Origin of the sequence: Candidatus Chryseobacterium colombiense, assembly GCA_029203185.1 — a bacterium.
Lineage (GTDB): Bacteria > Bacteroidota > Bacteroidia > Flavobacteriales > Weeksellaceae > Chryseobacterium > Chryseobacterium colombiense.
In genome coordinates this window covers 1,933,956-1,959,447 of record CP119310.1, presented here as the reverse complement: position 1 = coordinate 1,959,447, position 25,492 = coordinate 1,933,956, and the positions used below count along the sequence as shown (strand labels likewise).

Annotated in this window: 21 protein-coding genes; 10 read left to right on the top strand and 11 right to left on the bottom strand. The window is 34.9% G+C overall.

Features of this window, described 5'->3' with window-relative positions; translation table 11 throughout:
- Nucleotides 1-9: 9 nt before the first annotated feature.
- The 7 genes from P0Y62_08690 (at nt 10) to P0Y62_08660 (ending at nt 10,249) form a co-directional block, all read left to right on the top strand.
- Nucleotides 10-1,365 carry a radical SAM protein gene (locus tag P0Y62_08690; protein WEK71631.1) on the top strand — a complete coding sequence of 452 codons (1,356 nt, stop codon included), beginning with the start codon at nt 10-12 and terminating at the stop codon, nt 1,363-1,365.
- A gap of 9 nt (nt 1,366-1,374) precedes the next feature.
- Entirely contained in the window at nt 1,375-2,100 is a 726-nt protein-coding gene (locus P0Y62_08685; GenBank protein WEK71630.1) for a hypothetical protein, read from the top strand.
- Nucleotides 2,101-2,161: 61 nt separating this feature from the next.
- Nucleotides 2,162-2,647: a DUF2807 domain-containing protein gene (locus P0Y62_08680; protein WEK71629.1), complete on the top strand. Its 486-nt coding sequence runs from the start codon at nt 2,162-2,164 to the stop codon at nt 2,645-2,647.
- Between the two features lie 73 nt (nt 2,648-2,720).
- The gene (locus P0Y62_08675; protein ID WEK71628.1) at nt 2,721-4,922 is read left to right on the top strand and encodes a peptidase domain-containing ABC transporter; all 2,202 of its coding nucleotides are present in this window, start codon (nt 2,721-2,723) and stop codon (nt 4,920-4,922) included.
- Nucleotides 4,923-5,180: 258 nt separating this feature from the next.
- The gene (locus P0Y62_08670; GenBank protein WEK71627.1) at nt 5,181-8,090 is read left to right on the top strand and encodes a TonB-dependent receptor; all 2,910 of its coding nucleotides are present in this window, start codon (nt 5,181-5,183) and stop codon (nt 8,088-8,090) included.
- Nucleotides 8,091-8,100: 10 nt separating this feature from the next.
- Nucleotides 8,101-9,618 (top strand): RagB/SusD family nutrient uptake outer membrane protein, encoded by a 1,518-nt coding sequence (locus P0Y62_08665; protein WEK71626.1) that lies wholly within the window; start codon nt 8,101-8,103, stop codon nt 9,616-9,618.
- Nucleotides 9,619-9,733: 115 nt separating this feature from the next.
- Nucleotides 9,734-10,249 (top strand): thioredoxin family protein, encoded by a 516-nt coding sequence (locus P0Y62_08660; protein WEK71625.1) that lies wholly within the window; start codon nt 9,734-9,736, stop codon nt 10,247-10,249.
- Between the two features lie 48 nt (nt 10,250-10,297).
- On the opposite strand, the gene P0Y62_08655 is transcribed toward P0Y62_08660, so the two are convergent.
- Nucleotides 10,298-10,651, bottom strand: a complete 354-nt coding sequence (locus P0Y62_08655) for a hypothetical protein (protein ID WEK71624.1) — start codon at nt 10,649-10,651, stop codon at nt 10,298-10,300.
- Between the two features lie 473 nt (nt 10,652-11,124).
- Between P0Y62_08655 and P0Y62_08650 the strand changes: the two genes are divergently transcribed.
- The gene (locus P0Y62_08650; protein ID WEK71623.1) at nt 11,125-12,138 is read left to right on the top strand and encodes a nucleoid-associated protein; all 1,014 of its coding nucleotides are present in this window, start codon (nt 11,125-11,127) and stop codon (nt 12,136-12,138) included.
- 131 nt (nt 12,139-12,269) lie between these two features.
- Here P0Y62_08650 and P0Y62_08645 read toward each other — a convergent pair whose 3' ends face one another.
- Genes P0Y62_08645 through P0Y62_08620 form a run of 6 tightly spaced genes read right to left on the bottom strand, consistent with a single transcriptional unit; the run spans nt 12,270 to nt 19,348 of the window.
- On the bottom strand, nt 12,270-13,019 hold the full coding sequence (locus P0Y62_08645) for a succinate dehydrogenase/fumarate reductase iron-sulfur subunit (GenBank protein ID WEK71622.1): 750 nt from the start codon (nt 13,017-13,019) through the stop codon (nt 12,270-12,272).
- Between the two features lie 33 nt (nt 13,020-13,052).
- The gene (locus P0Y62_08640) at nt 13,053-14,969 is read right to left on the bottom strand and encodes a fumarate reductase/succinate dehydrogenase flavoprotein subunit (protein ID WEK71621.1); all 1,917 of its coding nucleotides are present in this window, start codon (nt 14,967-14,969) and stop codon (nt 13,053-13,055) included.
- Nucleotides 14,970-14,981: 12 nt separating this feature from the next.
- Complete coding sequence (locus P0Y62_08635; protein WEK71620.1) at nt 14,982-15,638, bottom strand: succinate dehydrogenase cytochrome b subunit; 657 nt, start codon at nt 15,636-15,638, stop codon at nt 14,982-14,984.
- A gap of 16 nt (nt 15,639-15,654) precedes the next feature.
- Nucleotides 15,655-17,085 (bottom strand): anion permease, encoded by a 1,431-nt coding sequence (locus tag P0Y62_08630; protein ID WEK71619.1) that lies wholly within the window; start codon nt 17,083-17,085, stop codon nt 15,655-15,657.
- A gap of 17 nt (nt 17,086-17,102) precedes the next feature.
- Nucleotides 17,103-18,257: a porin gene (locus tag P0Y62_08625; protein ID WEK71618.1), complete on the bottom strand. Its 1,155-nt coding sequence runs from the start codon at nt 18,255-18,257 to the stop codon at nt 17,103-17,105.
- Between the two features lie 41 nt (nt 18,258-18,298).
- On the bottom strand, nt 18,299-19,348 hold the full coding sequence (locus P0Y62_08620) for a linear amide C-N hydrolase (GenBank protein WEK71617.1): 1,050 nt from the start codon (nt 19,346-19,348) through the stop codon (nt 18,299-18,301).
- Between the two features lie 394 nt (nt 19,349-19,742).
- Here P0Y62_08620 and P0Y62_08615 point away from each other — a divergent pair, with 394 nt between their 5' ends.
- Nucleotides 19,743-20,669 (top strand): malate dehydrogenase, encoded by a 927-nt coding sequence (locus P0Y62_08615; GenBank protein ID WEK71616.1) that lies wholly within the window; start codon nt 19,743-19,745, stop codon nt 20,667-20,669.
- 252 nt (nt 20,670-20,921) lie between these two features.
- Complete coding sequence (locus P0Y62_08610) at nt 20,922-21,752, top strand: helix-turn-helix domain-containing protein (GenBank protein WEK71615.1); 831 nt, start codon at nt 20,922-20,924, stop codon at nt 21,750-21,752.
- Between the two features lie 101 nt (nt 21,753-21,853).
- On the opposite strand, the gene P0Y62_08605 is transcribed toward P0Y62_08610, so the two are convergent.
- The 4 genes from P0Y62_08605 to P0Y62_08590 form a co-directional block, all read right to left on the bottom strand.
- Nucleotides 21,854-23,566 (bottom strand): S41 family peptidase, encoded by a 1,713-nt coding sequence (locus tag P0Y62_08605; protein ID WEK71614.1) that lies wholly within the window; start codon nt 23,564-23,566, stop codon nt 21,854-21,856.
- Between the two features lie 74 nt (nt 23,567-23,640).
- Nucleotides 23,641-24,180, bottom strand: coding sequence for a GNAT family N-acetyltransferase (locus P0Y62_08600; GenBank protein ID WEK71613.1), 540 nt, complete (start codon nt 24,178-24,180; stop codon nt 23,641-23,643).
- A 26-nt stretch (nt 24,181-24,206) separates the two neighbouring features.
- Complete coding sequence (locus tag P0Y62_08595; GenBank protein ID WEK71612.1) at nt 24,207-24,599, bottom strand: VOC family protein; 393 nt, start codon at nt 24,597-24,599, stop codon at nt 24,207-24,209.
- A complete protein-coding gene (locus P0Y62_08590) occupies nt 24,596-25,396 on the bottom strand; it encodes a hypothetical protein (GenBank protein WEK71611.1) in 801 nt (266 codons plus the stop codon). The genes P0Y62_08595 and P0Y62_08590 overlap by 4 nt, the downstream gene beginning before the upstream one ends.
- Nucleotides 25,397-25,492: the final 96 nt, after the last annotated feature.

Here is a 25,492-nt window from a genome sequence, read left to right as displayed (position 1 = left end):
TCATTTATTATGTTTAGAAATTCATATTACAGGATAAAAACAGAAGCTGGAAATGATACCGTTCTGTATTTCTCGACCAGGACTGGAGAAACAATAGCACTAGAAAGTGATACCGCAGCCATATATGAAAGAGAAGACTATGACAGTTTGCCAGAGAATATCTTTTCAAAATTATTATCGACATATTTAATTGTTCCCAGCCAGGAGAACGAATTAGAAGAAGTAATACAGGAAAATAAAAATTCAATTTTAGACAGCAAAACATTATATCAGGTTATACAGCCTACAGCCAACTGCCAGTTAGGATGCGGATATTGTGGGCAAAATCATACTAAAGCACTTCTGAATGAGGGGCAAATGGATGCAATACTAGAAAGACTGAAATATAAATTAGAAAATGAACATTCATATAATACCTTAGAAATTGGATGGTTTGGTGCAGAGCCTTTAATGGCTTTAAGTAATATAAAAAGCATGACTCCGCGATTGAAAGAACTGGCTGATCAACATAACTTAGGGTATTCTTCTAAGATGGTAACCAATGGTCTTTCTTTGAAGCTCAATGTGTTTTTAGATCTAGTTAAAAATCATCATATACGTTTTTTTGAAATCACCTTAGACGGTACAGAAGAGTATCATGATAAGAGAAGGTTCCTGAAATCAGGCGAAAAAAGCTATAAGATCATTATGGAAAACCTTATTAATATCCTAAACCATGAGGAATTTGATACATTAAACGCGGCTATCAGTATCAGATGTAATGTTGACAAAATGAATGATGAAGCAGCCATTCTTTTGATTGATGAATTAAAAAGCTTGGGACTTCATAAGAAAATTACAAACTTTTATGTTGCGCCCATTCACTCATGGGGTAATGATGCTCACTTAAAATCTTTAGAAGTTGAAAATTTTGCCGATAAAGAAATTGAATGGTTAATGTACTGTCTGAAGAATGAATTTAGTTCCGCTTCTATCTTACCACAAAGAAAAAAGCAAACCTGTATGGCAGTTGATCCCAAAGCGGAATTAGTAGATGCTTATGGAAATATATATAATTGTACAGAGATATCGTATGTTCCTAGTTATGATGATGCAGGTTATATATTAGGAAACCTGGATACTTTATCTCCAGACGATTTATTGCCGAAAAGAGATTTTATCAACTGGTATGATTTGATTAGAGAAAACAAATCGAACTCTCCGTGTCATACATGTAAAATACTTCCTATTTGCGGAGGAGCATGTCCTAAAACATGGAAGGAGGGGATTTTCTCTTGTCCACCCATCAAATTTAATATTGAAGACAGAATAGCATTGTCGTACTTGATTTCTCAAAAAGGAGCGGAGGTTTTTGAAACTTTTTAATTATTTATTATGGGAAAATATGATGATTTATATACGGGTCTGGAACTTCTTGCCCAGTCTAACGAGAAAAGCTATAAAGATCATTTGAAATTTGATGAAGGCATTACTCAGATGATCAATTCAATTTGTGAGTATAAAAGGAATTTTCTGTTTTATTATGAAAATTACGGTGGTGCATTGAAAGAATCCAGGAGTGGTAATATATTGGCCGCTGAAGCATTAGTTTCGAGAGCGAAAAAATACATTGATAAATCTGTTTTAAATAAAAAAGAAGATAAGCTGTATGATCTGATCTGTACACCGGTTGATGCTTATTTATTTTATAAAAAAAAAGATTATGCAGCTGCTTTAAGGATGACGAAAGAAACAATGATTTTAGATTCATATTTTGAAGAACAGTTTCCCATTGTTTTTTACCATAAGATTCAGCAGATGCAAAATATATCAAGAATCTATTTCAGAGAACAGAAAATAAATGAAGCGCTGGAGGTTTTAAAGTTAATATTCAGTCTTCTGATCAATAAAACTGAAATCACCTATTTTGATGTACACTATCATCCTGTCTTTTTAGACAGAAATAGTGAAGGTTTAAGGAAATCTATGATCTATGATGTATTTAATGAATTAATAGCTACCGCAGAAAAACATGAAGAAGGTAAAAGAGATTATATCCTGAATTTTTGTAATGAAATCATTAATAATCCGGATCTTAATTTGAATGAACTTTACGTGTAACACCTTAAAACTAATTGTAGGAATAATTACATTTCTACCCTTTCAAAATTATTATTCCCAGATGATAAAAAGTGAACTCTGCTTAAATGATAATGTTTTTAGTGAAATTAACCTTAAAAATTTCGGAAAAGTATTTCTTTCGAAGGGAAAGGTAAACTCTATTATAATAGAGAGGAATTCAGATAATGGTAAGCATATTGACTTTAAAATAGTCGATGGTGTCGCTTTTATAAATTCAGTCCATGCCACAGAAGAAAGCAAAAAAGATAATTACAACATCTATCTTACAGTTAAAAATGAAAATATTTCAATAAATGCCTTGAATCTAGGCTCATTTGAAACCGAACATAAAACCGATTTTAAAACTATCAAACTTAAAATTATCAACTGCGGCCAAATAAATTTGTTGGTTGCATCCCAGTCTTTATCCTTTAATCTACAAAATGTGTTTTCCCTGAAGATTGGTGGCCAAACAGATACGCTAACTTTACAAAAGAATAATATAATGTTTAGCAATTTGAGGAAACTTAAAGTTAAAAGTAATTAATCAAAATTATTACCGGTGAATCTCTCTGTGTAAATTCTATTAATAACTTTCATGTAAGAAAATATATTAAATAATGCGTTTCATTGCCCAATATGATCAAATGGACTGTGGTCCTGCCTGTTTAGCCATGGTGTCTTCTCATTATGGTAAAAATTTCAGTTTACAGGATTTAAGAAGTAAAAGTTTTATCACTAAAGAAGGCGTATCATTATTGGGAATTTGTGAAGCAGCTGAAAATATGGGCTATAAAACAATAGCCCTAAAAATGGAGAGTGAAGGATTTTCGAAAGATCTTTTACCCTGTATTCTTCATTGGAATCAGAATCACTTTGTTGTTCTTTACAAAATTTCCAAAAACATTATTACTGGGAAGCGTATACATAAAATTGCTGATCCCGGGCATGGTTTTGTTTCCTTAAATGAAGAAAAATTTAAAAAATCATGGCTTTCAGACGGAAATAAGGGAGTTGCTTTATTTTTAGAAACTACAGAAGCCTTTTATCAGCAAATACCATTAAAAGAAGAAACACTTTCCGTTAAATATTTACTGAAATATTTAAAACCTTACCAAAAGCAAATCTATTGGATGCTTTTTTTGCTTACTTTAGGTACGTTTATTACTTTAATATTTCCTATTCTTACTCAGAAATTGATAGATGAAGGGGTAAATAAAAAAAATCTTTCTGTAATAGTATATATCCTGCTGGCACAATTGGCTTTCTTTTTTGGAAACATTGTGATCAATATTTTTCGGAATTGGATTATTCTTGTGGTCGGAACAAAAATAAACATTCAGATTATTTCCGATTTCCTTAAAAAACTACTGAAACTTCCGATTAAATTTTTTGATACCAAGTTGATGGGAGACTTTAGTCAACGGATTCAGGATCATGAAAGGATTGAAAATTTCCTTACCTCACAAAGTCTGTTGACGTTGTTCTCAATTATTACATTTACAGCCTTCTTCGGAATCTTGTGGTATTATGATGTAAGAATATTAACTGTTTATATGGTGCTTACAACGATTTCGGTTCTCTGGTCTCTTTACTGGATGAAGAAGCGTAAAATTTTGGATTATTTCCGTTTTCAGCAGCGAAGCGAGAATCAGGAGTCCATCTATGAAATTATTAACGGGGTTTCCGAAATGAAGCTTAATCAGCTTGAAGATTTTAAACGTAAAGAGTGGGAGAAAATTCAAGAAAAGCTTTTTAAAATAAATATCAGAATTCTAAAACTGGATCAGATACAGCTTTCGGGATTTGAATTCATCAACCAACTCAAAAATATTATTGTTACTTTTCTTTCTGCATATTTTGTGATAAAAGGTTATATGACTTTAGGGGCGTTGCTCAGTGTTTCCTATATCATTGGGCAAATGAATTCGCCTGTCAATCAGCTGATCAGCTTTTTCCGTTCTTTACAAGATGCAAAGCTAAGTTTAGCAAGGTTAAATGAAGTTCAAAATAACTCTGAAGAAGAAAAGGAAAACCAAGTCCCGTTATTAAGTAAAAAATATACAGAAAAAAACGGGATTGAAAAAGGAATTTACTTCAAAGATGTTTCATTTCAGTATGAAGGTCCTCAATCGCCTTATGTTTTAAAAGACATCAATTTATTTATTCCGGAGGGGAAAGTAACTGCCATTGTAGGAGCCAGTGGAAGTGGTAAAACAACTCTCATGAAAATGCTTTTAAAATTTTATGAACCGATTTCCGGAGAAATTAATTTTAATCATCTTAATATTAATAATATATCACCAATAGATTTAAGAAAGAATTGTGGTGTTGTCATGCAGGAAGGGTATATTTTTTCAGATACTATTGAAAGAAATATCGTGACAAGTGATGAGGATATAGATTATACCCAACTTGAAAAAGCACTGGAAACGGCTAATATTACATCATTTGTGAAAGAATTGCCATTAGGATTGAATACCAAAATCGGAGCTTCTGGTAACGGAATCTCAGGTGGGCAAAAACAAAGAATATTAATCGCAAGAGCAGTCTATAAAAATCCGCATTTTATTTTCTTCGATGAAGCTACTTCTGCATTAGATGCTGAAAATGAAAAAATAATTCATGATAATCTTCAATTTTTTTTCAAAGGAAAAACAGTGATTATTGTTGCGCACAGACTGAGCACAGTAAAAAATGCTGATCAGATTATTGTCCTGAAAAATGGAGAAATTGCTGAGCAGGGAAGTCATCAAAGTTTGGTCGAGAGAAAGTCTGATTATTATAATTTAGTGAGAAATCAGTTGGAACTTGGAAATTAATTCTAAGTGCTTATTCAGAAGTATTTATTACCTTATTCAATAGCCTCCTTTGGAGGCTATTTTTGTTTTAAAAAAATTGCCGTTTTGATATTTTTTCTAATGATTCCTTAGTATTTCTCTGTTGAGAGAAAATTCACAGGTGACCACAGGATAGCAGAAATTGATGAGAAGTATACTTTTATGAAATTAAAACATGAGAAATGTCATGTTTTGTTTTCACGAAAGAATATAAGTTAATTAATAATCACGAATCATAGAATGAAGAAATCCATAGTTACTTTAGGTATTTTACTAAGTACCACTGCTTTTATCTTCGCACAGGAAAAACAAACTACCGGAACTACGAAGGATAGTACAAAAACAAATAAAACTAAAGATATTGAGGAAGTTGTTGTGATTGCTTATGGTACGCAGAAAAAAGGAGAAGTCACAGGTTCAGTAGGTAGAGTAAATGCCGAGACCTTCAAGGATCGTCCTATTGCAAGAGTAGATCAGGCATTAACGGGTCAAATTGCAGGGGTTAAAACCCGTTCCACAACAGGAAAACCCGGTGAACCTTTAGAGATAAGAGTCCGTGGTTCGGCTTCAATATCGGCAAGTAATTCTCCTCTGTATGTTGTTGACGGTATGGTTGTCGATGATATGGGCAATGTTTCTCCCGATGATGTGCAATCGATTGAAGTTTTGAAAGACGCTGCCTCTACTGCGATGTATGGATCCAGAGGTTCTAATGGAATTGTCATCATAACGACCAAAAAAGGAGCATCCGGAAAACCTGTCTTCAGCTTTTCACAATATTATGGAATTCAGACTATCGAAAAAAAGCTGGATATCATGACAAGCTCAGAATGGATTGATTACGCAACAGAATCAATTAATAAAAGATGGGTGGCACTGGCTCCGGGGAATTCTGCATCCGATAGTTATGCAATAAGGGCAAACTATTTTAATCTAGCTAATACAACAGATTATAATTTAGCAAACATCAATTACATGATTGATCCGCGATGGGGAACCAATCAAGTTGCTAATATCGATTGGCAGGATGTATTTTATCGGCCTGCATCTGTTCAGAGTTACCAGTTATCGGCAAGAGGAGGGAATAAAAATGTAAAATACCTCATTTCGGGTGCCTATTTCGATCAGGAAGGTTTGGCAATTAATACAGGTTTCAGTAGATTTAATTTAAGTGCTGTTATTGATCTTAATATTTCAGATAAATGGAAGGCGGGCATTTCGTTTCGTCCGAGCTATTCAAAAAGTTATGGAGCAACCGTTGATGGAAAAGATAATTTAGCTCACAAAATGCTTTCTATGGTTCCTGTGACGGAATTGAGTGCGGGTTTGTATACCAATTTCTGGAAAAATACGAGATACAGATGGGCTGGTTCCACTCAGAGCCCGATCGGAGTAATGGAAAATACGACCAACAATACCAATGAGTTCCGCTTATTATCCAGCTTATATGTTTCCTATGATATTTTACCGGATTTAAACATTAAAATTTCAGGAGGAGCTACCAATAACTTTAATCTGAATAACGGCTACACACCCACTTTTGATTTAATTACCAATACTCCGGGGCAGGTAAGTATTGCGAGCCGCAGAACGGTAAATTACAACAGATATTTGGGAGAAGCTTTATTAAATTATAAAAAATCTTTTGGGGACCACAGTATTGCAGCCATTGCAGGATATAGCGCTGAAAATTACAGAACAACCACTCAATACAACAGGAACAAAGGTTTTCCGAATGATGATTTAAAAACCTTCAATTTCACGCAATCTGCCTCTGTGCTTAATTCGGAATATACGGCGTCAGAATGGATGCTGATTTCAATGTTCGGTCGTGTAAACTATGATTATAAAAAGAAATATATGTTGTTGGCGAGTATTCGTAGAGACGGTTCTTCCAGATTCGGATGGGATAATCTATGGGGAATATTTCCAGCATTTGGAGCAGGCTGGAAAGTGGATAAGGAAGATTTCTTAAAAGATGTAAACTGGCTAAATAATCTTAAATTAAGATACAGTTGGGGAGAAAACGGGAATAATTCGATTGGAGATTACAGGGCATTTGGAACATTGGGAGGAGGAAATTATTCATTCGGAGGAAGTTTGTCTAATGGCTTAATTCCCAACACAATTGAAAACCGTAATTTAACTTGGGAAAAAACGCAATCTTCAGATTTTGGTTTTGAACTAGGCATATTGAATAGAATTGATTTTACGGCAGATTATTATATCAAAAAAACTAAGGACCTGCTTCTTGAGCAGCCTGTAGCGGCTGTAACCGGATATACTACCATGTGGAGTAATATTGGATCAGTTCAGAACAAAGGATTAGAATTAGAGTTAAATACCAAAAATTTAATTGGAGAGTTCAGATGGAATACTTCTGCGAATATTGCTTTCAATAAGAATAAAGTTTTACAGTTAGGCCGTGACAATATTCCTATTTATACAGGTTTCAGTAATAGTACGAACATTATACAGGTTGGTCAGGAACTGAACTCATTCTATTTGTATGAAGCGATAGGTGTACTTTCTACGGCTGACATCAACAATCCGAACGTTGCTAAAACAAGTGGCGCGATTGCCGGAGATGTTAAGTATAAGGATTTTAATGGAGACGGGATCATCAATGAGGACGACCGTCATATTATCGGAGGACCGACTCCTCGTTATTATTGGGGATTCACCAATACATTCACCTATAAAAACTTTGATCTTTCCGTATTCTTGCAGGGACAAAAAGGCGGCTATAGTTATGCTTTGCTAGGTCGTGCAATCGATCGCACAGGAATGGGAACTACAACAAACGTTATGGGAAATTGGGCAAACCGCTGGCGATCTGATGAAAATCCAGGAGACGGGAAAACTCCGAGATTAGATGGAACTACGGGAAGTTTATTAGATACAAGATGGCTGTATGATGCCACTTATATACAGCTTAAAAATGTGACATTAGGATATAACTTTCCAAAAGATCTGGTGAACAGACTCAAAATTTCCAGTTTGAGAGTATATGTCAGTTTAGAAAATGTCTGGAGAAAAGACCATTATTATGGCGGTTATAACCCAGAATCCGTACAGTCAGACGGAACCGATTACGGAGCCTATCCTAACGCAAAAGTATATATGATGGGCTTAAACTTTAACTTTTAAAATTTAAAAAATGAAAACAATTGATAACAGAAATAGTAAAAGCTTGGGAAAGACATTGGTTTTGGGAATATTTCTATTGGGAATGATGAGTTGTGAAAAAGATCTCATGCTGGAACCTGAAAATAATATTACGCAAACCTCTTTTTATACTACGGAACTTCAGATTCAGCAGGCTTTGTCGGGAGTATATTCTGCAATGATTAATTCCTCGTCCAGAGGAGGCTTCGATGTTAATTTTTATTTACTGGCTTCAGAAGTCCGGTCCAATAATTTTAATGCAATTTCACAAAACGGAAACAGAGATTATTATGCCATCAACCGTTTTCAGGATACTTCTTCAACAGAGGAAGTAGAAATTCTGTGGGAAGACGCTTATCAGCTTATTTCCTATGCAAATAACATATTAGCAAGAATTGATGCCGTTCCTTTTGCAGATCCTGCCACAAAAGAACAATATCGTTCCGAAACGCGTTTTTTAAGAGCTTATGCTTATTTTGAACTCATGCGGAATTTCGGAAAAGTTCCTTTGGTAGATCATCCGGTCAGTCCCTCTGAAGCTGCTTCCATTCCAAGAACAGATTTGACTACTCTTTATAGCTTCATCACTTCAGAAATTGAGGCATCCATAGGTGGTTTGAAAAATACATATGATTCAAAAAATAAAGGCCGGATTACCAAATCAGCGGCTCATGCTATGTTAGGCAGAATATACCTTACGGGATACGGCTATCCTCTTAATAACAGTTCTTATCTGGCAAAAGCAAAGGAACATTTGTTTGCTGTAATTCAGGGGGAAGGACAATATGTAACTTTTGCACCCAATTATGCAGATTTGTTTAAAAGTGTGAATGATAATAAGTACCACATTTTCGAAATTCAGCATATCAGTGGTGGATTGTCGCAGGGATCATATCTGCCAAGCTATGTTTCGCCTACATTTGGAACAGCCGATCCTTTATACAATGCGCAGGGAAGTTTATACAGCTCCAGTGAATTAGGCGTTTCTCAGTCTTTGCTTAATGCTTATGAAGCGGGAGACCTGAGAAAAGCAGTAACGGTTAAAACTCAGTTTATCGCGCAAAACGGACAGGTAGATTATGCCAATTATTTTGTGAAGTTTCGCGAAGGAGGACTTGTGATAACCAACCGTTACGACTGGCCTATTAACTTTCCGATTATCCGGTATGCAGATGTACTTTTAATGTATGCAGAAGTTTTAAATAATGAGGGAAATACCAGTGCAGCAGTTCCTTATTTAAACAGAATTCGTCAGAGAGCCGGGCTTTCAGCACTTTCTACTTCTATGTCAAGTTCAGATTTTACGACAGCACTCCGCAAAGAAAGAAGAGTAGAATTTGCGGGAGAAGGAGTATATTGGCATGATCTTGTACGATGGAATATCGCCGTGAGTGTTATCAATCAGGCTGCAGCAGATCTTAAATATAATTATACGATTACCACCAATGATTATCTGTATCAGATCCCTTTGTCTCAAATTCAGGTAGCGGGATATGAACAGAATCCTTAAAAAAATATCCTTCATCTAGTTTTATTCTGAATTTCCCGAGCGTAAGCGAGGGGAATTTTATTTAGAAGATAAAAAATCTTACATTCGTATAACTTTAAACCAAAAACAAAATCAAATGAAGTTTTCTAGAATACTTATTATATTAGGATTGTTCCTGTTTCAGTTCAGTTTTGCGCAGGAAAAAGCAGATGTCGTATTGAACAAGGCACTTACCGAGGCAAAATCAAAAAATAAAAATGTACTTCTTGTCTTCCATGCTTCATGGTGCAAATGGTGTCATGTAATGGAAAAAAATATGAACCTTCCGGAAACCAAACCTATTTTTGAAAAGAAATTTGTAACGGCTTACGTTGATGTCCAGGAAATGGGAGAAAAGAAAAAACTTGAAAATCCCGGCGGTCAGGAACTGATGAATAAGTACAAAGGTGAAAATGCGGGACTTCCGTTCTGGCTGGTTTTGAATCCTAAAGGAGAGGTTCTTGCAGATTCTTTCGATCAGAAAGGAGATAATCTGGGTTGTCCATCTACTGCAGAAGAAGTTGCTAGTTTTACAGCGAAATTGGAGAAATCTTCAAAAATGAATAAAAGCGAGCTGGAAACCGTAGAAAAGGCATTTTCGAAAAAGAATTAAAAAATTCGGGCGAAACCTTTGGTTTCGCCCGAATTTTTTATACTTACTTTATTTTCCAAAAAATATCTTATCCTGCTTTCTTTGATCATTGTAGATGACCTGAAAGCTTACAGGCATATTCTGATAAAGAAGTTTCCAGTGCTGGATTTTTCCGTGCTTTTTAAAGCTTTCAAATGATCTTACAAAAATATTTTCAATAATACTTTTTACATAAGAGTCACCATTTTTATAAATCATGTCCATAAGCTTAATGTGATGAGCAATAATATTGACTTTAGATTCCTGTAAAAGTCTTTTTAAATAGTTAATTGTTGCCTGAATGCCCCCTGCAAAATTATCCTGTAAAGACAATTGGGTGATTTCACTTCGAAGAGGGGGATAGAAAAATTTTAAATACTCCATAGCTGTTTTTTGATTAATAGCTTGCATATTCACGTTCACCATAATTTATATTTTTCAAGTACCAGTATCGAAGCGAAAAGCATACCAAGATAAATGCAGAATAAATAATTAACTATTTTTTATAATCATGATAATACATGGATGTAAAAAGCCTCAATCTCCCTGTTAATAGTTGTTTATGAGGCTTTTAATTTTTATTCATATTATGTTTCAAATGTTAAGGGATTGATTTTTAATTAGGTTTTAGGTGTTCTATATTCAGTTTTTTGTAATGTAACTGATGAAAAATGTAATGAAGCATACGTGGCAGAAATTATCCCGAAAAATCTGACAAATGGAAAATCTGACAGAAAATCACTTGTAAATTGTGGCGTTCATTTTTTTTAGATATCTAAATGATAAGGTTTTCTCAAAATGAAAAACGGTGGAGTATCTGAGATAATTAATATCTTTGCAATCCATAAAAATCGAAAATGTTTTCAAAAATCGTAGTACACAGAGTCGGAAATAAAATCAACGGAGAATCTTTAATGCTTTCTCAGGAAGAATTGCAGCTGGATGAAGGGATGGCGGAATTACTGGAGAATTACTTTTTGGGTTCGTTCAAATCTGAAGAAACGTTTCATTTCTATAGTGATTCTTATCTGGTGAATAATCCTATTTATAGTGCGGTGTCTGAAATTTTCGATGACAAAGCGAAATTTCTTTGGGAATCTGAAAACATTGCGAAACACCTTTTTGAAGCCGCGGAAAACCCAAGAGTTCAGGGTGGTGAACTGTTTGTGGCTTATTTTGAAGATGAAAGAGAAAATGGTGAAAAAGTAGACAAAATCGGTATTTTTAAAACTGAAAAAAGAGAATCTTTTCTGAAAATATCACCGCAGGAAGAAAGCTTCGAAATTGAAAAAGATATGGGAATCGGGTTGTCAAAAATTGATAAGGCAGCTCTTATTTACAATAATGATAAAGAAACCGGATATGTACTTTCTGTAGTTGATAACAACAAAAACGGGGATATGTACTATTGGTTTGAAGACTTTTTAAAAGTAAAGCAGCGTGATGATGAATATTTTCATACGCAGGAAGCTTTAATGGTATATAAAGATTATATCACAAAGCAATTGCCTCAGGAATTTGAAGTTTCCAAAGCAGATCAGGCCGATTTTCTGAATAAATCCATTAATTTCTTTAAAGAAAAGGAAGAATTTAAGCTGGATGAATTTGCCAATGAGGTATTGGGAGATGAGCATGTAATTGAGAGTTTTAATAATTTTAAAACTGATTACGAACAGGATATGCAGATCAATATTGCAGAAGAATTCCCGATCAGTGAGGCTGCAGTAAAGAAAACACAGAGACATTTCAAAAGCATCATTAAACTGGATAAGAACTTCCATATTTATATTCATGGAGATCGCCAGAAGATTGCTACAGGGGAAGATGAAAAAGGAAAATATTATATGTTGTATTTTGATAAGGAAGTGTAATGCATCATTTCAACGCATGAATTTATCTTATTAGATCAATGAAAGTAAAAAGCTCTGATTATTTTTAATCAGAGCTTTTTATTTTTTACAATTATTATTTGCTGTTATTCTGCAATTTAGATTATTGCTATTTATTTTTTATTAAAAAATAGGGCTCTGCTATATTCATAATTCATTCTTGCAATATTCAGCACGGAAATTCCCTGTGGACACTCGACTTGACAGGCTTCAGTATTGGAACAGTGGCCGAAATGTTCACTATCCATTTGTTTTACCATATTGAGAACACGCTCGCTCCGCTCTTCTTTTCCTTGAGGAAGCAAAACCATATGGGTAATTTTTGCTGAGGTAAATAATGCTGCACTTCCGTTTTTACACGTTGCAACACACGCTCCGCAACCAATACATGCTGCTGAATCAAAAGCTTCTTCAGCGGTTTGGTGGGGCACTGCAATGGCTGTAGCATCAGGAGCCTGCCCTGTATTCACAGAAACAAAACCTCCAGAAGAAATAATTCTGTCAAAAGCAGAACGGTCGACTTTTAAATCTTTTTTTACGGGAAAAGCTGCTGCCCGAAAAGGTTCAATTACAATCGTTTCTCCATCTTGAAAAGAACGTAAATGAAGTTGGCAGGTCGTGGTGTGCTCCAAAGGTCCGTGAGCCAATCCGTTAATCATCATGCCGCATTGTCCGCAGATTCCTTCACGACAATCGTGATCAAATTCTACTGGTTCTTCCCCTTCAATGATGAGTTTTTCATTCAGCGTGTCCAGCATTTCAAGGAAAGACATATGAGGATTTAAGTCTGTCAAATTATAATTTACCAGTTTTCCTGTGCTTTGATGATTTTCCTGTCTCCATATTTTCAGATGTAAATCCATAATTTTTCTTTTTTTGAGGTTAATGGATAAAATTTATTTATAGCTTCTCACGGTTGGCTGTATTTCTTCAAAAATCAAAGGTTCTTTAATGAGCTCAGGCTCATTGTTTTCACCTGTCCAGCTCCATGCAGAAATGAATTGAAACTCCGCATCGTTTCTCAAAGCTTCTCCGTCCGGTGTTTGGTATTCTTCACGGAAATGGGCTCCACAGGATTCATTACGGGTTAAAGCATCATAACACATCAGTTCACCAATTTCAAAATAATCCGCAACACGGCCTGCTTTTTCCAGTTCGGTATTCATTGAATTTCCCTGTCCGGAAACTTTTACATTTCTATAAAATTCCTGTTTCAGTTTTCGGATTTCTTCAATAGCCAACTTTAATCCTTGCTCATTTCTGGCTAATCCACAATAATCATAAAGTAGCTTTCCTAAAGTCTTATGAAAAAAGTCAACTGTTTTTGTTCCATTGATATTGATAAAACTTTCGATTTGCTGCTTCACATGATTTTCTGCTTTTTCAAATTCAATATCGTCCGTGGAAATTTTTCCTGTGTGAATTTCATTTGATAAATAATTGGCAATGGTATAAGGTGCAATAAAATAGCCATCAACAGAAGCCTGAAGCAGGGAATTTGCACCCAATCGGTTTGCTCCGTGGTCTGCAAAATTAGCTTCACCCAAAGCAAACAATCCCGGAATGGTAGTCATTAATTCATAATCCACCCAAAGTCCACCCATCGAAAAGTGTGCAGAAGGTGAAATCATCATGGGTTCTTTATAGGCATCATATCCGGTGATTTTAAGATACATATCAAATAAATTACCATATTTCTCCTTTATCTTTTCTTTTCCCTGTTCTTTAATAGCTTTAGAAAAATCAAGATAGACTGCATTTTTTAAAGGACCGATTCCGAAACCTGCATCTATTCTTTCTTTGGCTGCTCTTGAGGAAATATCTCTTGGTGCTAAATTTCCAAAAGCCGGGTATCGTCTTTCAAGATAGTAATCTCTCTCGTTTTCGGGAATATCATTAGGTTTTCGCGTTTCATTTTCTTTTAGCGGAACCCAGATTCTGCCATCATTCCGTAAAGATTCCGACATCAACGTTAGTTTTGACTGATAGTCTCCGGATTGCGGAAGAGAAGTAGGATGCACCTGAATCCAGCTGGGAGAAGCCATTAAGGCACCTTTTTTATGAGCTCTCCAGATAGCAGAACCGTTACAGCCCATTGCTAAAGTCGATAAATAGTAGATTTTACCATAACCACCCGTTGCCAAAACAACAGCGTGTGCAGAATGTCTTTCTATTTCTCCGGTGTCTAAATTTCTGACGATAATTCCCCTTGCTTTCCCATCTATCGTAACTACATCCAGCATTTCATGTCTTGAAAATAACTGAACACTTTTTTTACCAACCTGTCTCATCAATGCCTGATAGGCGCCTAAGAGCAATTGCTGTCCGGTTTGTCCTCTTGCGTAAAAAGTCCGGCTTACCTGTACACCTCCGAAAGAGCGGTTGTTCAGGTAACCTCCGTATTCCCTGCCAAAAGGAACACCTTGTGCAACTGCCTGGTCGATAAGATTTAATGAACACTCTGCCATTCGGTATACATTGGCTTCGCGGGCTCTGAAATCTCCGCCTTTTAAGGTATCTACAAACATCCGATACACACTGTCGCCGTCATTTTTGTAGTTTTTGGCAGCATTTACACCACCTTGAGCGGCTACAGAATGCGCTCTTCTCGGACTGTCCTGGAAACAGAAGGATTTTACATTGTATCCCATTTCTCCTAATGATGCGGCAATTGAACTTCCAGCTAATCCGGTTCCGACCACAATTACATCAAGTTTTTTTCGGTTGGCCGGATTGACAAGTTTGGCAGTCTTTTTATAATTTTCCCATTTTTTTTCTAGCGGGCCTTCCGGTATTTTTGAATTTAAAATCATGATTTTTTCATTTTAACGGTAAGTGAAGAATACATAAATCGGCATCAAGGCAAATCCGGTACTTATAATAACAGAGTAAGCGATTCCAATAGTTTTAAACCATTTTACAAATTTCGGATGAAATAAACCTAAGGTTCGGACTGCGCTATGAATTCCGTGAATTAAATGATAACATAAAGCAATCATTGAAATGATATAAATAACCACATACCACCATTCTTTAAAGACAGTTACAACCAAAATATAAAGGTCTTTATTTCCGTTTTCGTCCAAGGGAGGATTCCCAAATTTGTAGATATACCAGAAATTTTGGAAATGAATGACAAGGAAAATCAAAATCAATGTCCCTAAGATTCCCATATTTCTGGAATACCATTTACTGGCTCTTCCCCGATGATCTGACTGATAACTTGCTCCTGATTTTCTGTTTTTCAAAGTAATGAGCAATCCATCCAAAGCATGAAGAATAATACTTAAATATAGAATATAGGAAACTATTTTGATCACAATATTTCCCGACAAAAAATGTGAATAGGCATTAAATTGAAGATGCGCCTGTTCCTGTGGTAAAAATAACTGAAGGTTTCCTAAGAAGTGAATCAACAGAAAGAACCCTAAGAAAAGTCCCGTAAGACACATCAGCATTTTTCTTGACAATGTTGACAGCATATTTTTTCAATTTAAATTAATAATATCCCAAAATTTTCATCCAAAGTCCACCAACTCCCATGTAAATGATGAGAAGTATAATTCCTATTTCCAACCCTCGAAGCCACCATGCTTTCAAATCGACATAGCCACTTCCGAAGAATACCGGTGCAGGTCCGTGTCCGTAGTGGGTAAGAACGCCATAGATAGAGCCCATAAAACCTAACATCATTGCCAAAAGCATTGGCGGAATTCCCACGGCAACACCAACGCCAAGCAATGCAGCGTACATTGCCGCAACGTGAGCCGTAGCACTGGCAAAAATATAATGACTGAAAAAGTATACAAGAATAATGACGGGAAAAGCTACAGTCCATGTCATGTGTCCGATTTTAGCTTTAATCAAATCACTGAACCAGCCGATGAATCCCAACTCATTCAATGAACTTGCCATCATCACCAAAACGGCAAACCAAACAATGGTATCCCAGGCTCCTTTTTCGGATTTTACATCTTCCCAGGTTAAAACTGATGTTAATAAAAGTAATGTTAAACCAATGAAAGCCGTTGTGGTTGCATCAATTGACAACGCTCCGCCAAAAATCCAAAGTGCCAATAGAATGAAAAATGCTAATAGCATTAACCATTCGTTTTTGGAAATAGGCCCCATTTCTTTTAATTTTTGAGCTGCCATTTTTGGAGCATCACCGGTTTTCTTTAACTCTGGTGGATATAATTTGTATAAGACCAAAGGCACTACGAAAAAAGCTACCAATCCGGGAATGAAACCTGCTGCAGCCCAGGACATCCAGGTGATATTGATTCCTAAATTTGCTGCAAACTTCTGACACATCGGGTTACTCGCTGTTCCTGTTAAAAACATAGAAGAAGTGATGAGGTTCATATAATAACTGTTTAATGTTAAATACGAACCTAATTTTCTATGAGTTTCGGGTTTTTCAGGAACAGAATCAAAGCTGATGGCCATCGACTTCATAATTGGGTAAATAATTCCGCCGCCTCTTGCCGTATTACTAGGAATAGCCGGAGCCAGACACATATCTGCCAATCCTAATCCGTAGGCTAAACCTAGTGAACTTCTTCCAAAAATTCTAATGAACAGGAAAGCTATTCTGTTACCCAGACCTGTTTTAATAAATCCTCTTGCGATAAAGAATGAAATTCCAATCAGCCAGATGACTTTATCTCCAAATCCTGAAAGTGCTTTTGTGATGGATTTTCCGGCGTCTCCCGGAGCAACAACTTGTGTCAATGCTGTAAACCCAATGGCCATCATACACATGGTGCCCATAGGCGCAGCTTTTAAAATGATTCCTAAAATAGTGGCTGCGAAAATAGCAAACAAATGCCATGCGTTTTCTGCAACGCCTTCCGGAGCTGGAATAAACCATATGATAAGAGCAATAGCAAATGTAATTGCGATAGCTTTAATGTTGATTTCTTTCATAATAGTTATTTTAAGGTTTAAAATCTACTTTGTACTTGAACAATGAATAGATTATTGTTGTATTGAGAGGTATTTGGTATCTGATATTTGTAGCGGTCGAACTGCATTCCCAGTTGTATCCTTGCACCATAATTTTTCAAAAATTCTAAACCGAACATAGGGGTAATGGTTTGTCTCGGATTTGAATTTAACCTGAAATTGGTGTCTAAATATTCATAACGACAGGATAATTCAAAAGCACTCAGATTCCTGTGATTGATTTCATACCGTACATTCGGAAGAAAATATGCTCCACGAATCAGATAAGCATCGGGATTTGATGGTCTTGTTTCCGGATCTGCTGCAAAATATAACGGATGATTGGTTGCCTGTTTAGCTTCGAGCTGCATATCTAAACTCCATTTGGGATCAAAATGAACAAGAGAGCTCAAATCAATTCCTACGGCATATACTCTTTTGCTTAAAACCTCGCCGATACCGCCATTTAAACCGAGATTAAAATTGTATTTTTTAACTAAACCAAAAACCAGTCGCGTTGAATATTGTTTACCATTATCATTGTCATTTACTTGGTTTTTTCCATTTCCATTCACTACAGAAACCGCATACTGAAAAGGAAGTTGTCCTAGTTGTAACTGTCCGGTTGCAGAAAGTCCGATCTGGAAACTTGTCCAGCCTAGTTTCCCGAATTCAGTATACTGATTTGACCAGTCCAACGATTTAATAATATCAATAGGATAGGTTTCTTCAATTCCGAACCAAGGTCTGAACTGTCCAACAGTTAAGGCTAATTTGTGATTGAAGGTGTATTTTAAATAGGCGTTTTCAAGAACTCTGCCTTTCGGATCGTTTTTAAAATCTGCTAAATTGGCAAGAGCCACAACTTCAGTACGTTTGCTGATTTGCGCACGAACCTGAACCCTCATATATTTTACCATAAAATTGTTGCTGACTCCGGATTCATCGGAATGATGAAGACCATTGACATCCACATCTTTAGACATTCCGACCAGATATCTGGCCTGGAAGAGACCTTTGATCTGGAGAATAGGGTATTTCACATTATCTTCTTTCGGTTCGGTTTGTATAGAGTCCGGAATCTGTGCGATTGCATTACAACAAAATAGTATAAAGCAGAGCAACAGACTCTTTTTAATTGAAAAAAAAGTCATATTGTTTGTGTTTTAGTGAGTGTATTTTTTGTTATATAAGATTAATTCAATCCTAAAAACTTAAATGGAGTAGATTCTTTGAAATTTGAATTTGCTTTTCCGTTGTAGGTTTGAAAATTACTTAGATCCAGCTTCATTACTTTTCCTTTTTCGCTTAAGTCAAATTCTTTAAGGTTGACCCAAAAGGTATTGGGAGTAAAAACCGTTTCGAAATAATATACAAGGTTTTTCTGGTCTGAAACTGAACGCCATCTTGTAGAAGAAATATTAGGCTCGGTTTCTGATGAGATCCCATAAGGTACAGAACAATTTCTGATGACACTGAAAACACTTGCTACTGCTGTTCTTGTATCTGCTGTTTTCGGAATGGCATCGATATAATAGGATGCTCTCACAAAACGGTCTGCAGCCCGATTGGTTCCGGGAAGCATTACTGTTCCGGGAATTCCTTTCCAGTAATTATTTAAAGCCAATTGTTCATCAAAAATAGGGGAATTGGTCATTACGTTATATTCCGCAGAGTGATGAATGATAAGTTTTCCGCCGATATATTCAAAAACAGCATTGTCACCGGAAGCATCAGAAAGGGAAAGGTGAACAGTTGTGAATCTTTCGGTTCCGGGTATATAATCACTTACGATAACGAATTTTTCTTTTCTGGCCTGTTCTACCGCTTCTTTCACGGTAGCAAAATTATCAAGAAAATATTGTGCCCATAGTGAAATAGCAATACCTTTTTTTCTGCCTTTAGGATCGAATTTCGGATATTCAGATTCTCCAAGCCAAAGAAGATTGGCTACCAGTCCTTTTTCGTTCATACCGTCTGAAGAGGCAATATCCCAGGAAGTACTGACCACGCTTCCGTATTTGGAAGTCCATTTTTCAGAAACAGATCCTACTTCTCCTGTTCTTGCGATTCCTTTAGGAAGAATCCACAAATTAGCGGGGATTTCATCACGCCAATCCATGGAACGTGCTGTGATGACATTATTTTCAGGACCTTTGTACACAACTCTTGTACATGCTTCGGAAGGATTCCACAATCCTATTGAAAGAACTAATGAAAAGAGAATTAAGGGAAATTTTCTCATGATAATATTTTTTGTGGGGTTGAGTCATTTTGAAATTCTAAAGAGAACCGGTTCTATGAAATTCAATAATTTTCAAAAATTGGTGATATAAATCTAATGAAAATTTATTTAATTAGCACTTTTTTTTAAAAATTTTATGTTAATACCTGTTAATAATCATAATTTTAATTATTATGTATGCCATATTGATGATAATTATTATCAACTAACAAAAATATACTCAATAAATAAAGAAATTCAGTAAAGAAGGGGAGCTTTGTGGTAAGGATTAAAGTATTTATTAAAAATACAATTAAAATTCCCGAAAAATTGCCCACTTTTTCAGGAATCATTAAATTTGGGAGTTAAAATTTTGAACTAAACTTTAAAAATAAATTTTAAAAAAGTATACATTATGAAAGTAACTGTAGTAGGAGCAGGAGCTGTAGGAGCTAGCTGTGCAGAATACATCGCTATGAAAAACTTCTGTTCAGAAGTAGTTTTAGTAGATATTAAAGAAGGATTTGCTGAAGGGAAAGCAATGGATTTGATGCAGACAGCATCGTTGAACGGATTTGATACAAAAATTACCGGAACAACAGGTGATTACAGCAAAACTGCGGGTTCTCATGTAGCGGTTATTACTTCAGGAATTCCAAGAAAACCTGGAATGACAAGAGAAGAATTGATCGGAATCAATGCTGGAATCGTAAAAGAGGTTACTGAAAACTTAGTAAAACACTCTCCGGAAGTAATTATCATCGTGGTTTCCAATCCAATGGATACAATGGCTTATCTTGTACACAAAACTTCCGGACTTCCTAAAAACAGAATTATCGGAATGGGAGGTGCGTTAGACTCTGCAAGATTCAAATACAGATTGGCAGAGGCATTGGAAAGCCCTATTTCTGATGTTGATGGAATGGTAATTGCAGCTCACAGTGATACAGGTATGCTTCCTTTATTGAGCAAGGCAACCAGAAACGGTGTTCCTGTAACGGAGTTCTTAGATGAAGAAAAACAAAAATATGTAATTGAAGAAACTAAAGTAGGAGGAGCTACTCTTACAAAATTATTAGGAACTTCAGCTTGGTATGCTCCGGGTGCTGCAGTGTCTGTAATGGTTCAGGCAATTGCATGTGATCAGAAGAAAATGATTCCTTGTTCATTGATGTTAGAAGGTGAATACGGTCAAAACGATATCTGTTTAGGTGTTCCTGCTATTATTGGAGCAAACGGTGTTGAAAAAATCGTAAACATTACCCTTACTGCAGAAGAGCAATTGAAATTTGCTGAGGCAGCTCAGGCTGTAAGAGATGTAAACGGCGATTTGAAGTTTTAATTTATTAAGCTTATATAAATGAAACCGCGCCCGAAGGGCGTGGTTTTTTATGAAATAATTTGAATAACGTTTACAATAAAAAACGTTATATATTAACTGAAATTCAAAGAATCTTTTGATTAATTTTTAAAAATGATGATGAGGAAGAAAAAAGTTGAGATTTAGGTATTTTTTACTAATTTAATCGCAGATTAGTTTTAGAGGAAAATGGCGTATACAATTACAGAGAGATTGAAAAAAACTGGATTCAGCATGAATCCGATAAATTATGTTATAGACAGAAATGGAGGCAAAAGAGATTTTAATACCTTGGAGTATTTTAATGTTTGGTTTATATTTGATGATTTACAAATGATAGTGGAAGGGCAAAGCTATGAAGTAAAAGGCATTAGTACTGTTTTTGTGGGCCCGCATAAAAATATAAGTTTTGGAGAATGTAAAGGAAAAGAGGCTTATGTATTTTCTTTTTCATCCATTTTTTATGAACAGTGTTCTACTGACTCTGTTTTTTTAAATTCTGCTTTATTTTTTAATTACGGAAGGGAAGTTTTTATTTCTCCTTACATAGGCGATGTTCCTAAAGACATCATGAGATATTTTCTGATTACCAGGCTTCAGGATTTTCAGAAAAAAGATGAAAGACTCTATATTTCGGCGGCTCATAATACTCTTGAAACAATAATACTGGATGCTTTATTAGCAACTAATCATGAAGAGATTGAAAAAGATGAAAAATTGGAATATTTATCGTATGTCAATAAATTTAGAGTAATGCTTCAAAGAGATTTTAAGACCCAGAAAAAAGTTTCTTATTATGCCAATGCTCTTCATATTACCACCAGAAAGCTTACCAGTATGACGGAATTTATAGCAGGAAAGTCGGCAAAAGAAATGATTATTGATAAATTAGTAAACGAATTTGAGAAATCCGTAAAATATACAACCCTTACGATTTCTGAAATATCTTATCAGTTAGGATTTTCAGATGAAGCCAACTTCACGAATTTCATTAAAAAACACACGGGGAAAAAGCCTACGGAATTCCGAAGCCTTGTCAGCTGTGTTTTTCCATTCTCCATTTGATTTTTTTGAAATCCAAAAACTAACTAATCATAAAACCAGTCAAATTTAATAAACTATTTTAAAAACCAACCTTTTCATATTATTAAGGATTAGCTGAAAAACTATTTTATAGAGCCTAGAATTCTTTCAAATTCCAAATCGCGGTTTTCAAGAATATCTTTGTCTTTATATTTTATAATTTCGTTAATTCTGATTCCTATTTGCTGGGTTTGAGAATTGTCAGGATAGAAAATTCCGTTTCCGGTAAATTCTAACACATAATCACCAGGTAAATTTACTTCAACAAGATCACCATCTGCACCAGAAGTTTGCTGACCGATTGTAAGCGATTGCGGAAAAATTTTCTGTAAACTCATAGAATACCATTCGCTTGCACTTCGGGTATCAGGATTAACGAGAATAAAGACTTTTCCTTTGTAAGGATGTGTTATTTTATCAGAAATTGCCGGGAAATAATCATAATCCTTATAAGTGAAAGTTCCAATGTTTTTTAAATTAGGTTTATAATATTTTCCAAAATAATTATCTGTGGGAGAGAAGTATTTATAGATATAATGATAGAAAAAGCCACCCCAATCCGGATAAGCCCTCATATCGAAAATAATAGCTTTTTTTTGAGCAGCATTGCTTAAAATACTGTCCATCACTGCATCTATTTTGTTGTCATCAATATTATTAATAAATTCTAAAGTTTCATTAACTTTAAAATAAGCAACATTTTTATTAATAAGTTGACGGCTTTCTCTCTTTTTAATTTTATCCTGTAAATAACTGACAATCAGATCATATTTTTCTTTATTTGAAGATTTAATCAGGTCAATTTTTGTGGAGAATTTCTTATTGCTTTTTCCTGGCTTTATTTCTAAAGTCTTCTGTGTAAGATCATCGCTCCAGATCAGATTGTTTTCATATTTCGAAAGAAGGTAAACCAGTTTTTCAGTGTTGGATGTCGATAATAATTCTCCTTTTTCTTTGATGATCTGAGGAATACTTTTACCATTAATGGAAAAAATTCTATCGCCTACATTGATTTGATCTTTCGAACAGATTTCAGGAAAAATAAGATGAGTTACCAATATATGATCATCTACAATCTGAAAGTCAAAAGGTGCAAGATTTAGCATGTTGAGAATATCACCTTTGTAGTTCAATAGTCTGTAAAAACTAAAGGCATGACTGTCCTTGAGCTTTGAAACCAGTTTTGCAAGTACAGTTTCGAAATCCTTTCTCGAAGTTATTTTTAGGTTTACTTCCAGGCTGTTTTTGAAGTAGTTTTCAAAACCTTCATCCATAATGTACTTATGCGGAAAAAGATAATCTACTATTCCCTGAATTTTTGCCAAAGTAAGCAAACGGTATTCAATCGGGAGATTTTCATTTTTCGGGAATGAATATTTTTTCTCCGTGCTCACTGATTTTCCATCCTTTAATAATTCAAAGTTATAACGGTGACGGTATATATTGTTGAGCAGGCTTTTATTTTCGGAAGAAATTTTTCCGTTTTTCTGAAACCAGTCAAAGTTTTGATTTTGGGTTAAAACATCCTTTGAAGTTTCAGCTGGGGCAAGAATAGTTAATTTTTTATTTAAATTTTTAGATAATTTATCAATAACAGAATTAAAATCATCCTTTGAATTGATATTTTTAACAGAAGCTAAAAATAAGCTGTCTGCATCAGTTTTTCCACTGGCTAGATCGGGATGATAATACTTTATAAAATTCCATGCTTTTATGAAATCGTAATATTGCTCTTTCTGGGCAAATAAAATTTGATTAAAAAGAAGTATAAATATAAAAATTATGAGTTTTTTCATTGTAATAAGTATTTCATAAATATACTGTATATCTATCAATTAGAAATATTTATTGACAGTTTATAAAAACTATTTTAAATCATAACATCAAAGCTCATAAATAAAGCTGTTTCAGAAGAATCTTTATACAGCTTTGTATTAATTCCGGTGATGGAAAATCCCGCCTTCTGATAGAATTGTATAGCGGGATAATTGGTGTTCTGAACTTCTAACTCTACCATTCTGCATTGTAATTCTCGGGCTTTACGATTGACATATTTGATGAGTAATCTTCCTATATTTTGACCTCTGGATTTTTCATCAATCAGAATATTTTCAATAAAAAGACTGTTGTTCCATACTCTGAAATCGCATATTACCCAACCGATTAACTCGTGATTTTCAAAGGCTCCGAAAGAATTTCCTTGTTCAATAATTTCATTCAAGTCATTGATATCCTCGGTATTCGTTTTCCAGATCTTTTGATAATACTGTTTTTTTTCTCTTAAACTGAATTCAAAAGATTTTCCTATTTTTATGGTGGAAACAGTAAAGATTTTATCCGTTTCATAGCCGTTGAAACCCCAGTTTATAGTTGGATTGAAGGTGAGTTTTTCTAGTTTTTTGATTTCCATGAACTGTTGGATTTTTTGAGATGATTCTAGCTGATTTCGGTGCAAATTTCGATCAGGTAATTATCAGGATCTTTAATATAAGCTACCTTTTGTCCCCAAGGTTTTTCAACTGTATTTTCATATAAAACGGCACCATTGTGAATTGCCTTTTCTACCAGAGATTCCACGTTTTCAGTTACAAAACCCAGTTCAATCCCGAAAGGCTTCCTGTCTGCCTTTGAATGTAAAAATCCTTCTTTAATATTGGAATGAGCAAGAGTCAGGGAAGCAAATGAAAGCGTTATATCACCCGTGATCAGTTCGCCGTAATCTTTTTCAGGGGTAATGAATTTTATTTCTGTATTGAATGTGTCTTTGTAAAAATTCATGGATTTTTCAAGATCTTCAACATACAGAATAACATATTTAAATTTGATCATGTTTTTTTAATTTCTTGTTTTAGAATATATTCTTCATCTGTCATTAATTCTATTACCGGGCCGTGTAAAGGATAGTTCTCAAAACCTCTGAAATGCCCAAAAGACGCCGCGTATTCTTGAGAAAGCTTTCGTATTTTACTTCCAAAAGAATTGATATTTACGAATTGTACACTGTTTTTTGTTTGCCTGCCATTGGTGAAAAATAAAATAAGGTTACAGTGATTTCCAAATTCTGTATAGTGATAATAAAAGACATCAAGATGTTCTTCCTGGTATCTATTTTTTACACTTTCAATAAAAATATTTTTGTTTGCAAGAGGTAAATTACAATCAACTCTTATAGAAAGATTTTCGGCATTATTTTTCTTGAATTCTGAACCAACAATCTGTATGAACTTATGCTGAATGGTTTCGAATTTACCGTCCCGATTATTTCTTAGTATCCTCTCCGTTTTTTTTAGAAACGGATTCTTGGGATCAACTAAGATTGCATTTTCTGTAATTAATACTTTCTCAATATCTGCAGCCATCTGAAAATAAAAATCAAACAAATGATAGTCATTGATACTGATTAGGATTTGGTTTTCATTGATGCCTATATACAAGAATGCGGTTGAGAATTCACTGACTAATTTTTCGAGCTTTGTAACGACACTGTCAGGATTTTGGACCTCAACAGTTGCCTTAAGTTCAGCTAAATTATCGATGTGTCCGCCGTGCCCCGGATAAAATTGAAAATATTTAAACTGATAAAGATCTTCAGGAAATTTAAAATACCAGTATACACCTAAAATCATTTGGAAAAGTTGATTACAGCCATCAAATGTAAATAAAATTAGCTTAAAGATAGTGGGATATTGTAATTTTAAATTTAATCAAAATTTCACACACTA

Coding starts and splice junctions, on each gene's coding strand:
- P0Y62_08690 (WEK71631.1), top strand. CDS start 10: ATGTTTAGAAATTCATATTACAGGATAAAAACAGAAGCTGGAAATGAT.
- P0Y62_08685 (WEK71630.1), top strand. CDS start 1,375: ATGGGAAAATATGATGATTTATATACGGGTCTGGAACTTCTTGCCCAG.
- P0Y62_08680 (WEK71629.1), top strand. CDS start 2,162: ATGATAAAAAGTGAACTCTGCTTAAATGATAATGTTTTTAGTGAAATT.
- P0Y62_08675 (WEK71628.1), top strand. CDS start 2,721: ATGCGTTTCATTGCCCAATATGATCAAATGGACTGTGGTCCTGCCTGT.
- P0Y62_08670 (WEK71627.1), top strand. CDS start 5,181: ATGAAGAAATCCATAGTTACTTTAGGTATTTTACTAAGTACCACTGCT.
- P0Y62_08665 (WEK71626.1), top strand. CDS start 8,101: ATGAAAACAATTGATAACAGAAATAGTAAAAGCTTGGGAAAGACATTG.
- P0Y62_08660 (WEK71625.1), top strand. CDS start 9,734: ATGAAGTTTTCTAGAATACTTATTATATTAGGATTGTTCCTGTTTCAG.
- P0Y62_08655 (WEK71624.1), bottom strand. CDS start 10,651: ATGGAGTATTTAAAATTTTTCTATCCCCCTCTTCGAAGTGAAATCACC.
- P0Y62_08650 (WEK71623.1), top strand. CDS start 11,125: ATGTTTTCAAAAATCGTAGTACACAGAGTCGGAAATAAAATCAACGGA.
- P0Y62_08645 (WEK71622.1), bottom strand. CDS start 13,019: ATGGATTTACATCTGAAAATATGGAGACAGGAAAATCATCAAAGCACA.
- P0Y62_08640 (WEK71621.1), bottom strand. CDS start 14,969: ATGATTTTAAATTCAAAAATACCGGAAGGCCCGCTAGAAAAAAAATGG.
- P0Y62_08635 (WEK71620.1), bottom strand. CDS start 15,638: ATGCTGTCAACATTGTCAAGAAAAATGCTGATGTGTCTTACGGGACTT.
- P0Y62_08630 (WEK71619.1), bottom strand. CDS start 17,085: ATGAAAGAAATCAACATTAAAGCTATCGCAATTACATTTGCTATTGCT.
- P0Y62_08625 (WEK71618.1), bottom strand. CDS start 18,257: ATGACTTTTTTTTCAATTAAAAAGAGTCTGTTGCTCTGCTTTATACTA.
- P0Y62_08620 (WEK71617.1), bottom strand. CDS start 19,348: ATGAGAAAATTTCCCTTAATTCTCTTTTCATTAGTTCTTTCAATAGGA.
- P0Y62_08615 (WEK71616.1), top strand. CDS start 19,743: ATGAAAGTAACTGTAGTAGGAGCAGGAGCTGTAGGAGCTAGCTGTGCA.
- P0Y62_08610 (WEK71615.1), top strand. CDS start 20,922: ATGAATCCGATAAATTATGTTATAGACAGAAATGGAGGCAAAAGAGAT.
- P0Y62_08605 (WEK71614.1), bottom strand. CDS start 23,566: ATGAAAAAACTCATAATTTTTATATTTATACTTCTTTTTAATCAAATT.
- P0Y62_08600 (WEK71613.1), bottom strand. CDS start 24,180: ATGGAAATCAAAAAACTAGAAAAACTCACCTTCAATCCAACTATAAAC.
- P0Y62_08595 (WEK71612.1), bottom strand. CDS start 24,599: ATGATCAAATTTAAATATGTTATTCTGTATGTTGAAGATCTTGAAAAA.
- P0Y62_08590 (WEK71611.1), bottom strand. CDS start 25,396: ATGATTTTAGGTGTATACTGGTATTTTAAATTTCCTGAAGATCTTTAT.